Origin of the sequence: Peptacetobacter sp. AB800 (assembly GCF_047807365.1) — a bacterium.
Classification (GTDB): Bacteria; Bacillota; Clostridia; order Peptostreptococcales; family Peptostreptococcaceae; genus Peptacetobacter.
In genome coordinates this window covers 24,085-38,391 of record NZ_JBLOUI010000023.1, presented here as the reverse complement: position 1 = coordinate 38,391, position 14,307 = coordinate 24,085, and the positions used below count along the sequence as shown (strand labels likewise).

The 14,307-nt window shown below is 31.8% G+C and carries 13 protein-coding genes and 1 rRNA gene; 1 reads left to right on the top strand and 13 read right to left on the bottom strand.

The genetic code is table 11. From position 1 onward, the window contains the following. From ACK2WN_RS07870 to ACK2WN_RS07810, 13 genes are all read right to left on the bottom strand, one after another. Positions 1–277, bottom strand: a 16S ribosomal RNA gene (locus tag ACK2WN_RS07870); the annotation flags it as partial. A gap of 633 nt (positions 278–910) precedes the next feature. Continuing rightward, the gene (gene lysS, locus ACK2WN_RS07865; protein WP_416155282.1) at positions 911–2,437 is read right to left on the bottom strand and encodes a lysine--tRNA ligase; all 1,527 of its coding nucleotides are present in this window, start codon (positions 2,435–2,437) and stop codon (positions 911–913) included. Positions 2,438–2,525: 88 nt separating this feature from the next. Then, positions 2,526–3,005 (bottom strand): transcription elongation factor GreA, encoded by a 480-nt coding sequence (gene greA, locus ACK2WN_RS07860; RefSeq protein WP_300530274.1) that lies wholly within the window; start codon positions 3,003–3,005, stop codon positions 2,526–2,528. A 113-nt stretch (positions 3,006–3,118) separates the two neighbouring features. Next, positions 3,119–4,087 carry a tRNA dihydrouridine synthase DusB gene (gene dusB, locus ACK2WN_RS07855; protein WP_300530276.1) on the bottom strand — a complete coding sequence of 323 codons (969 nt, stop codon included), beginning with the start codon at positions 4,085–4,087 and terminating at the stop codon, positions 3,119–3,121. 156 nt (positions 4,088–4,243) lie between these two features. After that, complete coding sequence (locus ACK2WN_RS07850) at positions 4,244–5,020, bottom strand: type III pantothenate kinase (protein ID WP_416155281.1); 777 nt, start codon at positions 5,018–5,020, stop codon at positions 4,244–4,246. A gap of 120 nt (positions 5,021–5,140) precedes the next feature. Further along, positions 5,141–6,130, bottom strand: coding sequence for a biotin--[acetyl-CoA-carboxylase] ligase (locus ACK2WN_RS07845; RefSeq protein ID WP_416155280.1), 990 nt, complete (start codon positions 6,128–6,130; stop codon positions 5,141–5,143). A gap of 104 nt (positions 6,131–6,234) precedes the next feature. After that, positions 6,235–8,250 carry an ATP-dependent zinc metalloprotease FtsH gene (gene ftsH, locus ACK2WN_RS07840; protein ID WP_329999482.1) on the bottom strand — a complete coding sequence of 672 codons (2,016 nt, stop codon included), beginning with the start codon at positions 8,248–8,250 and terminating at the stop codon, positions 6,235–6,237. A 27-nt stretch (positions 8,251–8,277) separates the two neighbouring features. Beyond that, the gene (gene tilS, locus ACK2WN_RS07835) at positions 8,278–9,663 is read right to left on the bottom strand and encodes a tRNA lysidine(34) synthetase TilS (protein ID WP_416155279.1); all 1,386 of its coding nucleotides are present in this window, start codon (positions 9,661–9,663) and stop codon (positions 8,278–8,280) included. A gap of 147 nt (positions 9,664–9,810) precedes the next feature. Next, positions 9,811–10,218, bottom strand: coding sequence for a DUF1934 domain-containing protein (locus ACK2WN_RS07830; protein ID WP_329999480.1), 408 nt, complete (start codon positions 10,216–10,218; stop codon positions 9,811–9,813). Between the two features lie 24 nt (positions 10,219–10,242). Next, entirely contained in the window at positions 10,243–11,046 is an 804-nt protein-coding gene (murI, locus tag ACK2WN_RS07825) for a glutamate racemase (protein ID WP_300530287.1), read from the bottom strand. Between the two features lie 26 nt (positions 11,047–11,072). Then, positions 11,073–11,744, bottom strand: a complete 672-nt coding sequence (locus tag ACK2WN_RS07820) for a GntR family transcriptional regulator (protein ID WP_006440538.1) — start codon at positions 11,742–11,744, stop codon at positions 11,073–11,075. After that, the gene (ispE, locus tag ACK2WN_RS07815; RefSeq protein ID WP_329999478.1) at positions 11,728–12,609 is read right to left on the bottom strand and encodes a 4-(cytidine 5'-diphospho)-2-C-methyl-D-erythritol kinase; all 882 of its coding nucleotides are present in this window, start codon (positions 12,607–12,609) and stop codon (positions 11,728–11,730) included. Before ispE ends, ACK2WN_RS07820 begins: the two co-directional genes overlap by 17 nt. 211 nt (positions 12,610–12,820) lie before the next feature. Next, positions 12,821–13,093 carry a Veg family protein gene (locus ACK2WN_RS07810; RefSeq protein WP_118549600.1) on the bottom strand — a complete coding sequence of 91 codons (273 nt, stop codon included), beginning with the start codon at positions 13,091–13,093 and terminating at the stop codon, positions 12,821–12,823. Between the two features lie 347 nt (positions 13,094–13,440). Here ACK2WN_RS07810 and ACK2WN_RS07805 point away from each other — a divergent pair, with 347 nt between their 5' ends. Then, a complete protein-coding gene (locus tag ACK2WN_RS07805) occupies positions 13,441–14,301 on the top strand; it encodes a LysR family transcriptional regulator (protein WP_300530292.1) in 861 nt (286 codons plus the stop codon). Positions 14,302–14,307: the final 6 nt, after the last annotated feature.

The following is a 14,307-nucleotide window of genomic DNA, read 5'->3' as shown; positions in this document are numbered from 1 at the left end:
GCTACTGATCGTCGCCTTGGTGGGCCGTTACCCCGCCAACAAGCTAATCAGACGCGGGTCCATCCTGTACCGAAAAATCTTTGATATAAAAGTCATGCGACTCTTATATATCATCCCGTATTAGCATACCTTTCGGTATGTTATCCGTGTGTACAGGGCAGGTTACCCACGCGTTACTCACCCGTCCGCCGCTCTTCTCCGAAGAGAATCGCTCGACTTGCATGTGTTAGGCACGCCGCCAGCGTTCATCCTGAGCCAGGATCAAACTCTCAAAATAAAATTTCGAAGAAATTTTATATCGCCAACGAATTTTTCGCTAATGCTCAAAATTCCGTTGCTCAAAATAAAATTTAAATCCGCTCAGATGTTATCTCAAAATATCTGGCATGGTTTGTATGGCGTTCGAACTGTTCGTTCGAACTAAATATATCTGCTGTTCAGTTTTCAAAGTTCATTTAAAACTTTCGTTTTGTTTTTTATTTTCTTGCCCTCTCTCAAGGACAAGTATTATAATATCACCTTTACTCAACTAGGTCAACACTTTTTTTAACTTTTTTTTATTATTTTTTTACATTTTAAAAATTATCGTTCTTTATTAATTTTTATCATTTTATAATTCAGTACATAATTTATCTTTTAGTCAATTATATTTATTTTTGTTCGTATTTTACTTTTATTTTATCTTCCAAATATATTTATATTTTCTAATTTTTCTTCGTATCTTTTCAAAAATATAGATAATAAATTTGATTTTTTCAAATAACAAATATATTGTTATCCATTTCTTTATCATAGACACAACAATTTTTTATTAGTATAACAATAAAAAAGGACTACTTAACAACAAAGTTAAATAGTCCTATCTATCAAATTTTATAAATATTAATTTCAATCAAACAAATCAATTTTATTATTCAGCAGATTCTTCCTGTTTTTCTATTGGTTTCATAGTAGGGAATAATAATACGTCTCTTATTGATGATGAGTCAGTAAGAAGCATTATAACTCTATCTATACCTATTCCTAGTCCACCTGTTGGAGGAAGACCTACTTCAAGAGCATTTAAGAAATCTTCGTCCATATCACAAGCTTCGTCATCTCCAAGCTCTTTCTTTCTTAACTGATCCATAAATCTACCTTTCTGGTCGATTGGGTCATTAAGTTCAGAGAATGCATTAGCAAGCTCCCATCCATTAGCAAAAGCTTCAAATCTATCAGTAAGTCTTGGATCTTCATTATTTCTCTTAGATAATGGAGATATTTCAACTGGATGATGAGTTATAAATGTAGGCTGCACTAATTTATCTTCACCGAATTCTTCAAAGAACTCAGCTATTATTTCCCCTCTTCTCATTCCAGGTTTTATTTCTATACCTTTTTCTTTAGCTATAGCTATAGCTTCTTCATCTGTGTTTATTTCATTGAAGTCTACTCCAGAGAATTCTTTAACACAGTCTATCATAGTCATTCTTCTCCAAGGTGGTTTGAAGTCTATTTCTTTACCCTGGTAAACTATTTTTGTGCTTCCTGTAGCAACTTCTGCCATATGAGCTATAAGATTTTCAGTTATTTCCATCATATCTGTGTAGTCAGCATATGCCTGGTATAATTCTATTGCTGTATATTCTGGGTTGTGTTTCATGTCCATACCTTCATTTCTGAACATTCTTCCCATTTCGTAAACTTTATCAAATCCACCAACTATTAATCTTTTTAAGTATAATTCGTTAGCTATTCTTAAGTACATTGGTATATGTAAAGTATTGTGGTGAGTTATGAAAGGTCTAGCGTTTGCTCCACCAGCTATAGTATTTAATATTGGTGTTTCAACTTCTAAGAATCCTCTTTCATCTAAGTAAGATCTTAAAGCTTTAAGAGCTTTAGTTCTTGTTATGAATGCATCCTTAACTTCTGGATTAACTATAAGGTCAACATATCTCTGTCTATATCTTAATTCCTGGTCTTTTAATCCATGGTATTTTTCTGGTAATATCTGTAAAGATTTAGATAATAAAGTAACTTTATCTGCTTTTACTGATATTTCTCCTCTTTTAGTTATGAATACTTCACCTTCTATACCAACTATATCACCTATATCGTAAGTTTTGAATATAGTGTATTCTTCATCGCCTAATCTATCCTTTCTAACGTAAGACTGTATTCTACCTTCAGCATCCTGTATATCTATGAATCCTGCTTTACCCTGTATTCTCTTGCTCATCATACGTCCAGCAATCTTAACAGTTTCTCCTTCTAAAGCTTCGAATCCTTCTTTTACCTGTACAGAGTAATGAGTTCTATCGTATCTACTTTCCTTGAATGGATCTCTTCCCATTTCCTGTAAATTAGCTAGTTTATCTCTTCTTACCTGAAGCACTTCACTTAATTCTTCACTAGTCATTTCTACATTTGCTTCAGTATTTTTATTATTGCTCATATTGCACCTCCATTTAGATTTTTATTTAACTATTTATAAATTTATTATCTGCCTAATTTCATATGCGTTTTAATCATTTATAAATTTATTATCTGCTTATTGATAGTATTTTGTATTTAACTACTCCATCTGGAACCTGAACTTCTACTTCATCACCTTCAGATTTTCCTAATATAGCTTTTCCTATTGGAGATTCATTTGATATCTTACCTGCAAATGGATCTGCTTCTGTTGAACCAACTATTGTGTAAGTAACTTCTTCTTCAAAATCATAATCGTAAAGTTTTACTATTGATCCAGCAGTTACTTTACTTAAATCTATAGATTCTTCATCTATTATAGTTGCTTTTCTTATCATGTTTTCTATTTTTAATATTTTTTCTTCTAATTCTGCCTGTTCTTTTTTAGCTTCATCGTACTCAGCATTTTCTGATAAATCCCCGTATGATATAGCTACTTTTAATTTTTCGGCAACATCTTTTCTACCAACTGTTTTTAATTCTTCAAGCTCAGCTTCTAGTTTGTCAAAACCTTCCTGAGTTAATAATATTTCTTTATTTGCTTCCATTTTTCTTATTAAACTCCTTCTCGTAAATAATATTAAATTTTCTATTTATTTTAAATGGGTATTAAATCTCCATTATTTTACTTTATCCGCTATATTATAGGCTAATATTCGCATTATGTCAAGGATTCAGCTATATATGCCTCTAATCTGCCAACCACTTCTTCGGCTGATTCTAGCTTGTTTATCTCATCTCTAAGTCTAGCAGATTTTTTCATTCCCTTTAAATACCAACCTAAATGTTTTCTCATTTCTCTAACAGCCACATACTCTCCATCTTCTTTAATTGCAAGATTGAAGTGTTTTATAGCTGTTCTTATTTTTTCCTCTGCAGTTGGCTCTGGAAGTATCTCTCCCGTTTTCATATAATGATTTATTCTATTGAATATCCACGGATTTCCCTGAGCACCACGACCTATCATTATCGCATCGCAGCCAGTTTTTTTCCTTATATTTATAGCATCTTCAATTGTCACTATATCTCCATTCCCTATAACAGGAATTTTAACTGCATTTTTGATTTCTTCTATTATGTCCCAATCAGCAGTGCCTGAATAATACTGTGCTCTAGTTCTTCCATGAATAGTTATCGCCTGAGCACCACTTGCCTCTGCCATCTTAGCAAACTCTACAGCATTTATGCTATCTTCATCCCAACCTTTTCTAAACTTAACTGTAACAGGTTTCTTAGATTTTTTCGCTGCTGCCTCTATAACTTTTGCTGCAAGCTCTGGAGTTTTCATTAAAGCTGAACCATCTCCATTTTTTACAACTTTTGGAGCAGGACATCCCATATTTATATCTAGTATCTCATTTGAATGTTCATTTAAAATCTCTGTCGCACCTGCTATAAATTCTGGCTCAGATCCAAATATCTGTACAGCGACAGGATGCTCCTCTTCTTCTATTTTAAGCATTCCCTTTGTCTTTTCATCATCGTAGCAAAGAGCCTTTGCATTTATCATCTCTGTATATAAAAGCCCACTACCGTATTCTTTGCATATAAGTCTAAATGCTAAATCAGTAACTCCAGCCATAGGGGCTAAAAAAACTTCATTTTCTAGGACTACATCACCTATTCTCATATTACACTTCCTTTCTATTTAAATCTAATTTTCATAAAGTCAATGGTATTATATTAACACAAAACTCCTCTATTCTTCAATAACACCACCCTTAAGTAGATAAAAAAATTAGAGGCACTATCAAAGTACCTCCAATCTATAAAATTAATTCCGTAATTATTCATTATCTTTATTTTTTTCGTATATCATTCTAAGTCCTTCTAATGTAAGGAATTTATCTATTTCATCTATACTATCTGTTTCAGACGATATAAGTCCAGCAAGACCTCCTGTAGCTACTACTTTTACATCAGGATTTTTTAACTCTTCCTTCATCATTTCGATTATCTTATCTACAAGGCCTACATACCCGTATATAAGACCGGCCTGCATTGCAGAAACAGTATTTTTTGCTATTACTGTACCTGGTTTTATAAGCTCTACTCTAGGAAGTTTAGATGCTCTCTGGAATAAAGCTTCACTTGAAATCTTAACTCCTGGCGCTATTGTTCCTCCTAGATATTCTCCTAACTCAGATATTGCACAGAAAGTTGTCGCTGTTCCAAAATCTACTATTATTAATGGATATCCATATTTTTCTATAGCTGCAACAGCATTTACTATTCTATCTGCTCCAACCTGTCTTGGATTGTCGTATTTTATATTAAGCCCTGTTTTTATTCCAGGACCTACTACCATAGCTTCTTTATCGCAGTATTTTCTAGCAAAATTTTCTAAAGAATGCATAACATCAGGCACAACAGAAGATATTATAACATCGTCTATATCCTCTATTTTTAAATCATAATGTCTGAATAAATCCTTTATAAGCATTCCATATTCGTCTGAAGTTTTATATTTATCTGTATGAATTCTCCAATGTTTTTCAAGTTTATCTCCATCATATAGTCCTAAAACCATATTTGTATTTCCCACATCAAATACTAATAACATAAATCTTATCCTTCTTTCGTATTCTAATTTATATCAGATTATTTTCTCTTATACATCTCCCTAGCATAGTTATTTTAACAACTAGGTATATCTATGTCAATAATATTGTATACAAAGTGATTAAATATAACCATTTTGTCCTCTTACAGATACCTCTCCAGATATCACTTCTTCAATCACTCCGTCATCGTGTTTTACTATAAGATTTCCATCATCACTTATATCCATACAGTACACTTTTTCTCTATGATTCTTATTTATAATATAAACATCTTTACCTATAAGAACAGAGTATTTTCTACATACGCTTATTACTTCTTCTTTACTTCCATACTCTATATATGTAGTATAAAGTTTTTCAAATTCGTGCATAATCTCTCTTATTATATCCGATCTTTTAAGTTCAAACCCTTCTTTTTTTAGAGAAGTAGCTTTTTCAGATAATTCCCCGGGAAATAACATTGTATTTACATTTATTCCCATACCTATAACTACACATCCAACTTTCTCCACTTCTGCAACCATCTCAGTAAGAATTCCACACATCTTTTTACCATTTAAAACTATATCGTTAGGCCATTTTATCTCAGCATCTACACCAATATTTCTAAAAGCATTTAATATGGCTGCTCCAGCAACAAGTGTCAAAAACGGAGCCTTATATACTGGTATCTCTGGTTTTAACATCAGACTCATCCATATACCTTCTCCGATATTTGATTGCCAGTTTTTTCCAAGTCTTCCCTTACCAGCAGATTGATACTCAGATATGATAAGAGTTCCATCTTTTAAAGACTCAAAATTATCTTTTGCATAATTATTTGTAGAATCTATCTCCTGGAAATATTTTATATTTTGTCCCACAAATTTTGTATCTAAATTTGCAGTTATCTGCTCTGGTATTATAACATCTGAATTTACATCTACAATCCTATATCCTTTTTTATTTATCGCTTCTATCTCATATCCATTTTCCTTTAAGTAGTTTATATGCTTCCATACAGCTGCCCTAGAAATTCCAAGTTCTTTAGAAATACTCTCTCCAGATATAAACTCCTCTCCAGAATTAGATAACATCTCTATTATTCTTTTTCTATTATCCTTGCTCATTTCTTTTCTCCCTTTTCACAAATCATAAAACAATTGCAAATAATTCATGTATAAAAAAGGGAAGGTATCCACCTTCCCCCTAATTTATCTTTTTATTTATAGACTTACTCTTCATCAGAAGTGTTGTCTTCTTTTTCTTCTACTTTATCAGAAGTGTTATCATTGTTTTCTTCAACTACTTCTGCAACTGTAGAATTTTCTTCTTCTGTAGTTTCGTCTTTAACTTCTACAAAGTCAGCTTTGTAATCTATAGCGCCGGCTTCTCTTTTTTTAGCTTCTTCTACTTCATTTAAATCGACATCTAGAGGAAGAGTTCCGTCTATAGCTTTTACAAATTCTTCTGCATCTAGTGTTTCATATACTAGAAGTGCCTGTGCTACATTTTCTAATTTATCCATATTTTCTGATAGGATTTTCTTAGTCATTTCGTAAGCACCTATTATTATGTTTCTTATTTCTACATCTATTTCATTTGCAACTTCTTCTGAGTATGTTCTAGTGTTTGATATACTGTTTCCTAAGAATACCTCTCCTTCACTGTCGAATGTCATAGGTCCTATCTTAGCACTCATACCGTATTTCTTAACCATATCTCTAGCAGTCTGACTAACTCTTTCAAGGTCATTAGAAGCTCCAGTAGATATATCTTTAAGAACTAACTCTTCAGCTACTCTACCACCAAGCATAACGATTATATTTTCTTCCATATCTCTCTTAGTAGCAAAGTACTTATCTTCTATAGGTAGCTGCATTGTAAATCCACCAGCCATACCTCTAGGTATTATTGTTACCTGATGTACTGGGCTTACATTTTCTAATAGGTGAGCACATACAGCGTGTCCTGCTTCATGGTATGCAGTAAGTCTTTTTTCTTTATCGCTTATTACTCTTGATTTTTTAGCTACCCCAACTATAACTTTAGTTATAGATTCTTCTATAGTAGCCATTCTTATTTTCTTTTCACCTTTTCTAGCAGTTAATATAGCTGCTTCATTCATAAGGTTTTCTATATCTGCAGGAGTAAATCCTGGTGTTCTCTTAGCTAATACGTCTAATCTAACATCGTCTGCTAGAGGTTTCTTTCTTGAGTGAACTTTAAATATAGCTTCTCTACCTTTAACATCAGGAGTTCCAACTACAACCTGTCTATCAAATCTACCTGGTCTTAAAAGTGCAGGGTCTAGTATATCTGGTCTATTTGTTGCAGCCATTATTATTATACCCTGATTAATTCCGAAACCGTCCATTTCAACTAGTAACTGGTTAAGTGTCTGTTCTCTTTCGTCGTGTCCTCCACCTAGACCAGCACCTCTTTTTCTACCAACAGCATCTATTTCGTCTATGAATATTATTGCTGGAGCATTTTTCTTAGCATCTTCAAATAGTGATCTAACTCTAGATGCACCTACCCCAACGAACATTTCAACGAAATCAGAACCACTTATACTGAAGAATGGTACCCCAGCTTCTCCAGCTACTGCTTTTGATAAGAATGTTTTACCTGTACCTGGAGGTCCTACCATAAGTATACCTTTTGGTATTCTCGCACCAAGTTGCGTGTATTTTTTAGGATTTTTTAAGAAATCTACAACTTCCTGTAAATCCTCTTTTTCTTCCTGAAGACCAGCAACATCGTTAAATGTTACTTTTTCTCCATCTCCATCTTTGTGTAATTTGGCTTTAGATTTTCCAAAGTTCATAACTTTGCCTCCGCCGCCCTGAGACTGATTCATAAAGCTGAACCAAAGTATTCCTAGGAATATAAGCATTATAAATGTTGGAAGCATTGATATAAACCAAGGTGTTGTAGGTTCAGGCTCACCATCTATTACTAGCTTATTCTGTTTTGACTGTTCTAAAACTTTATCCGCAAATTGCTCACTTCTTACTTCTGATGGTATGTAAGATTTGAATTTTGTCTTATCCTTTAGCACACCCTCAACAGATGTATCATCCACAAAATATATTGAGGCTATATCCCCTTCATTAAGTTCTTGATATACTTTTGAAAACGGAATTTCTTTTACTTCTTCTACTTCTTTTCCAGTAAACTGAATAACGCCTACTATTATAGCTAACATTAGAACGTAAAATACCATTCCTCTTAGCATTTTTTTCAAATTAAATTTCCTCCCCTCTTTAAGGTACTACAGTTTTTTTATGCTGAATTTAAGCACTTTTTTTGTATTTTTATCAATTTTATAATTTTCATTCATTCTGTATTCACCAGCGAGAATTACCTCTTCCTCGTCAACAACAATTGGAACTCTATTTCTCATTTCTCTAGGTATCTTCAAATCTATAAATAGATCTTTTATCTTTTTAGTTCCACCTTTTAACTTAATCTTATCCCCTGGCTGTCTATTCCTTACAGTTATACCCCCTTTTATCTTATCAAAATCAACGGCTTTTACAGATGAATCTTTTTTAAGACTTCTATATTTTTCAATCGTTATAACGTCAGAATCGACTAATATACCCAACTCTTTTATTTTTATAAATCCATCCTTAGGTACATGATAGCTGTATTCTATCTCATCTTCTTTTATTTCTTCTAATGTAAATAGTATACTATCTGCTCTTCTATATGCAAATACCCCTCTTGGAAGATTTAACATTTTTCCATTTTTTGATGTATCTATAAGTTGCATAACATCTTCAATATGCTTCTGATCTACAAAGTTTGTATCACCTAGTACATCTTTTATAGCATATCTTATTATTCTACTCTGTATAGCTTCATGGTATCCAGATAACTTTTCTACATTTACCTCTACAGCTTTATCGTCTAATGTAGCTACCTCATCGTATGCTTTCATAGCTTCAGAATCCAAATAGTCACCATCGCTCTTCATACTGTTGCTAAGTCTTACTATAGACTCTACTACATTACTATTAAAATGTTCCTGCATATAAGGTAAAAGCTCTAATCTAATTCTATTTCTTGTGTATATACTTTCTAGATTAGTCTGATCTATTTTAGGATGTAACTCATGCTGCTCGCAATAAGCTTCTATATCCTTTCTTTCTATATCTAATATTGGTCTAATTATACCATTTTCTCTAGTATATTCTATTCCTCTTAAACCTTGCAGACCAGTTCCTCTCATAATTCTCATCATAACTGTTTCTGCCTGGTCATTCATGTTATGTCCTATAGCTATTTTATTAGCTCCTGTTCTTCTTTTTATCTCATAGAACATATCATATCTTATATTTCTAGCACCTTCTTCTAAAGAAAGTCCTTTTTCTTCACAATATTTTGGGACATCTACAGATTTTATAAATACAGGTATTTCAAGAGAGTCACAAAGCTCAGATACAAATAGTGCATCCTTTTGTGCTTCAATACCTCTTATCTGATGATTTAGGTGTGCTGCATATATCTTTAAATTTCTCGATTCTTTTAATCTATTTAATATATGAAGAAGACAAACTGAATCGGGACCTCCTGAAAGTCCAACTATTATTTTATCTCCATACGATATCATATTGTGTTTATCTATAGTATCAACAACTCTGTCAAATATCATATTTACTACCTCTTTTTAAATTTTGTCGTAAACAAATGATTTATATTATTATATAAATCGCCTAAGTATAATAATACCAAATAAATGCAATAAAAGGTAGCTTTTTCGCTACCTTATAAAAATTATTCTCTTATTTTTTTAATTTAATTATTTTTCAACTTTGATAATCATTTTATTTCTTCCAGCAAACATATTTTGGATTTCTATCATATAATCCAAATGTACTTCTAATTTCTTTTCTCCATTTGAGATTTTAAAGTCGTTTACCTTAGTATCTATTAAAAATATTCCCTGTGGAGTTGCGTATTTGTTTGTGTGTTTATTTCCTTTAGTAAATGTCATTGTAGAATTTACACTTCCAGATTTTATAACCTTTATACAGTCTTCTGATATTTTTATGGTATTTTTCACTTCCATATCTTCTTCCTTTTGATTGTACTTGATATAGATACTACCTTTTTTTTCTATAATCTGACCATACGCTTTTAGCTCTATAGTGTCCATATTTCCGTCGACATCGTACTGTTTTGTTTTTATTATTATTTTATTACTCACTATATTTCCTCGCTTATAATAAATTTAATATCTCTGTATCTCTACTTTTTCAACTTCTATTTTAGTTTTTAAAAATTCTCTGGCTATAGATGGGAATTTTACGTTTATATCCGATACAAAGTATTTACATTCCCCAAGCTCCTCTTTTGTATTTAAAAGATTTCTTTCTATAAGTATATTTTTTAGGTCTATTGCCGTTTCTCTAGCAGGGTTTACAAGTTTGACTTCCATCCCTACTTCCTCACCTATAGTTCTTTTTAATAGTGGATAATGAGTACATCCAAGTACTATAGAGTCCACTCCTTTTTCTTCAAGATCTTTTAAATATTCTTTTGCAGTAAGTCTAGCAACTTCAGTATTTGCCCAACCTTCTTCTACTATAGGTACAAATAAAGAACAAGCCTTACCGTATACTTTTATTCTTTTATCTATTTTTTTGATTTCAGTATTGTATGCCTTTGATTTTATAGTCCCTTCAGTTCCTATAATACCAACCTTACCATTCTTTGTAGATGCTGCAGCTGTTCTAGCACCAGCCTCTATAACACCTATTATAGGTATGTCATACTTTTCTTGTGCTTCAACTAAACTTCTAGCTGTAGCTGTATTACAAGCGATTACTATAGCTTTTACATCTTTTGTTAGTAAGAAATTTATCGCTTGAAAAGTATATTTCATTATCGTTTCTTTAGATCTAGGACCATATGGTACTCTAGCAGTATCTCCAAAATATACCAGGTCTTCATTAGGAAGTATCCTTTTAATTTCTTTTAATACTGTAAGACCTCCTAATCCAGAATCAAAAACACCGATTCCTCTTTTATCCATAATAAATCTCCTTATCGATTAATACCTTATATTCTATCCGCTTTATCTATCATATACTGTTCTGCTCTTTCTATATGATTTTTAGCACATTTAGATGCTCTTTCTCCATCACCACTTACTATAGCGTCTATAAGATGAGCATGTTCTTCTTTTATACCTATCATTGCATTTTTATCAGACATATATCCTGCTCTAAATCTATATACCTGTTCCCAAAGAGAGTTTATCATCTGAGTAAGCTTTTTATTTCCAGCTGCTTCAAATATACACTGATGGAATTCTACATCTTTTTTAAGAATTTCATCAAGGTTTCCACCTTCCATTGCAACATTAAGTGACTCTGATATTTCTTTTAAATTTTCTACTTCTTTTTCATCCATTCTTTCTGCTGCTAAGTTTGCTGCAAGACCTTCTAATGCAGATCTAACTTCTAATACATCTATTATATCTTTAACAGACATATCAGCTACATATGCACCTTTTCTAGGAAGCATTATAACAAATCCTTCTAGTTCTAATTTTCTTATCGCTTCTCTTACAGGTGTTCTACTTACTCCTAACTGTTCTGCTAACTGAACTTCCATAAGTCTTTGACCAGGTTTTAGACTTCCTTCTACTATAGCCTTTCTCAAACTTTCAAAGACAACATCTCTAAGTGGTTTATAGTTATCTAAATTTAATTTAGTTAAATTTTCCATTTAATTCAATTCCCCTTTCAGCACTTCTAACAAGATACACTTGTCTGTATTTATCTAATAATTCTTCTTTTGCTTTTTCAGCCTTATCCTGTGAATCAAACAGTCCAAATACTGTAGGTCCACTTCCACTCATCATAGTTCCTAGAACATCACTTCTTTTCATAATATTTTCTATATCTTCTATCTCTGGATGCATTAAAGATGTCACAGATTCTAAAACATTACACATATTTTTTGCAAGTTCATCTATTTTATCATCTTTAAGACATTCTATAAGATATTTATTATCCGGTCTTTTGGATACATTAGACATATCTAGTTTACCATACACTTCTTTTGTAGATACAAATAATTCTGGCTTACATACTAGCACAAAAATATCTTTATTTAAACCTTTTATATTTGTAAGTTGTTCACCTAAATTTTCTGCTAATACCGCACCTCCAGATATGCAGAACGGAACATCAGCGCCAAGTTCAAACCCTATTTCTTTTAATTGAGTTTCACTAAGCCCCAATTCCCATATATCATTAAGCGCTACTAAAGTTCCAGCGGCATTTGTGCTCCCCCCAGCCATACCTGCTGCAACTGGTATTCTCTTATCTATGAAAATTTCAGCACCTTTTGTTACCCCTGTTTTTTCTTTTAGGAGTTTTGCTGCTTTATACACTATATTATTTTCATTAAGTGGTATTTCCTTACTCTTGCTTTTAAGTACTATTTTTCCATCATTTCGCTCTTTTATGTCGAGAATATCGTATAAATCAATCGACTGCATTATCATTTCAACAAGATGATATCCATTTGGAAGCTTTCCAAGTACATCTATAGATAAATTTATTTTAGCTCTACATTTAACCTTCATTTCACTATCCTCCGACATATTTTGCAAATAAATAATTTATATAATTAATTATACTACAAAAAATAGGGAATTGTGTATATAATATACAATTCCCTATTCTCTAAATCAAATTTGAGTTACATAATTAAATTTTGCTCAAAAAAAATTATACAGTATAGATTATTTATCGTATACTGTAGATTTTTTACTCTATAATTTTCAAATCTTGTTCCTAGCTTACTTTGCGATCCTCTTCAGATTTTGCTTTTATTACCTGTAATTTCACATTAGAAGTAAGTAAATCTGAATAACTATAAGAAATTCTAGATGAACCATTAGCTCCGTCGTCTACTCTTACTATGAATACACTTGGATATGCTTCCTCAAGTACTCCTCTTTTTGTGACAATCTGTTTTCTTCCCTTATTAGCCTTTAGCTGCACTCTTTTGCCTATATGCTTTTCAAGAGTAGTTTTTATGTTTTCTAAAGTCTGAACTGTTGCCATCATATCACCTTCCCAATTTTTCTATGTTTACATAATAGCACAAATTCATTTTTTAGTCAACCCTAAACTAATTATTTTATATATTTTTTTACATTTTGTCAATATGATTTTCGATATTATACAGTATTCTATTGTATTATTTTTTCTGTCTATAGATTTTTTATATATAACACATATATATATAATTTTTTCTATTGGACTTAAAATTCTTTTGTATTTTCTGATATTTTCATTTATAATAAATAGTATACATGTTTTCTTATAGTTAGATATTCTTATTATTAAATATTTAAATAAAGTATCTGCTATATCTACTAAAAAATAAATTTTTTAATTGGTGATTAAGTATGAAAATTGAGAAACTACATTATTTTGAAAGTGTTGCACGTAACAAAAATTTTACAAAGGCAGCTAAAGAATGTCACATCGCTCAACCCGCAATAAGTCATCATATTCAAAACCTCGAAGAGGAATTGGGTACAGAATTATTTATTAGAAATAGTAGAAATGTATCATTAACTCCTCAAGGAGAAATCTTCTACAAAGAAGTAGTAAAAATTTTGAAAGCGTATGAAGATGCGGTTATGAAAACAAAGTTTAGTTCAATGTACTCAAAAGGTAAGTTGACTATAGGTATGTACGGATTCAGTTCTCTTAATATTTTAGACCCTGCAGTATCTGCTTTAAAATCAAAATACCCAAACGTCGATATTATTTTTGATAGATGCCAGGATGCTTATTATGCCGATTATCTATTGAGTGGTAAATACGATATTATTCTAGCGTATGTATCACAGACTTTAGAACTTCCTGAAAACATAGGCAGTAAGCTTGTTCGCTCTTGTCCTTTTGGCATAATGATTCCAAAAGATCACGAGCTAGCTGGAAAAGATACTGTTACAATGAATGATATTGTAAATGCAAAAGAGGATGTATATGTGCTTGATACACATATAAGCTATATGAAAAAACACACAGATATACCTCATTCTAGAATAAAATCAGAGGACGATATGGAACTTCTTTTAATTACTGGTTCTATAAATAAATCAATTATTTTTACAACTAGACATGAAGCAGATGAATTCCGCAATGCTTCTATGACTTTTAGAGAGGTATCCGATAGTGTTATTACCGCAAATCAGGGAATTTATTATCTAAAAAATCATAATAATTGGGTTCTTACTCAATTACTGAACAATCTTTAAACTAAT

Bases quoted from the DNA above. Each gene is read 5' to 3' on its own strand.
- lysS (WP_416155282.1), bottom strand. From the start codon at position 2,437: ATGAGCAATAATAAAAATACTGAAGCAAATGTAGAAATGACTAGTGAA.
- greA (WP_300530274.1), bottom strand. From the start codon at position 3,005: ATGGAAGCAAATAAAGAAATATTATTAACTCAGGAAGGTTTTGACAAA.
- dusB (WP_300530276.1), bottom strand. From the start codon at position 4,087: ATGAGAATAGGTGATGTAGTCCTAGAAAATGAAGTTTTTTTAGCCCCT.
- ACK2WN_RS07850 (WP_416155281.1), bottom strand. From the start codon at position 5,020: ATGTTATTAGTATTTGATGTGGGAAATACAAATATGGTTTTAGGACTA.
- ACK2WN_RS07845 (WP_416155280.1), bottom strand. From the start codon at position 6,130: ATGAGCAAGGATAATAGAAAAAGAATAATAGAGATGTTATCTAATTCT.
- tilS (WP_416155279.1), bottom strand. From the start codon at position 9,663: ATGATATTTGACAGAGTTGTTGATACTATAGATAAACACAATATGATA.
- murI (WP_300530287.1), bottom strand. From the start codon at position 11,046: ATGGATAAAAGAGGAATCGGTGTTTTTGATTCTGGATTAGGAGGTCTT.
- ACK2WN_RS07820 (WP_006440538.1), bottom strand. From the start codon at position 11,744: ATGGAAAATTTAACTAAATTAAATTTAGATAACTATAAACCACTTAGA.
- ispE (WP_329999478.1), bottom strand. From the start codon at position 12,609: ATGAAGGTTAAATGTAGAGCTAAAATAAATTTATCTATAGATGTACTT.
- ACK2WN_RS07810 (WP_118549600.1), bottom strand. From the start codon at position 13,093: ATGGCAACAGTTCAGACTTTAGAAAACATAAAAACTACTCTTGAAAAG.
- ACK2WN_RS07805 (WP_300530292.1), top strand. From the start codon at position 13,441: ATGAAAATTGAGAAACTACATTATTTTGAAAGTGTTGCACGTAACAAA.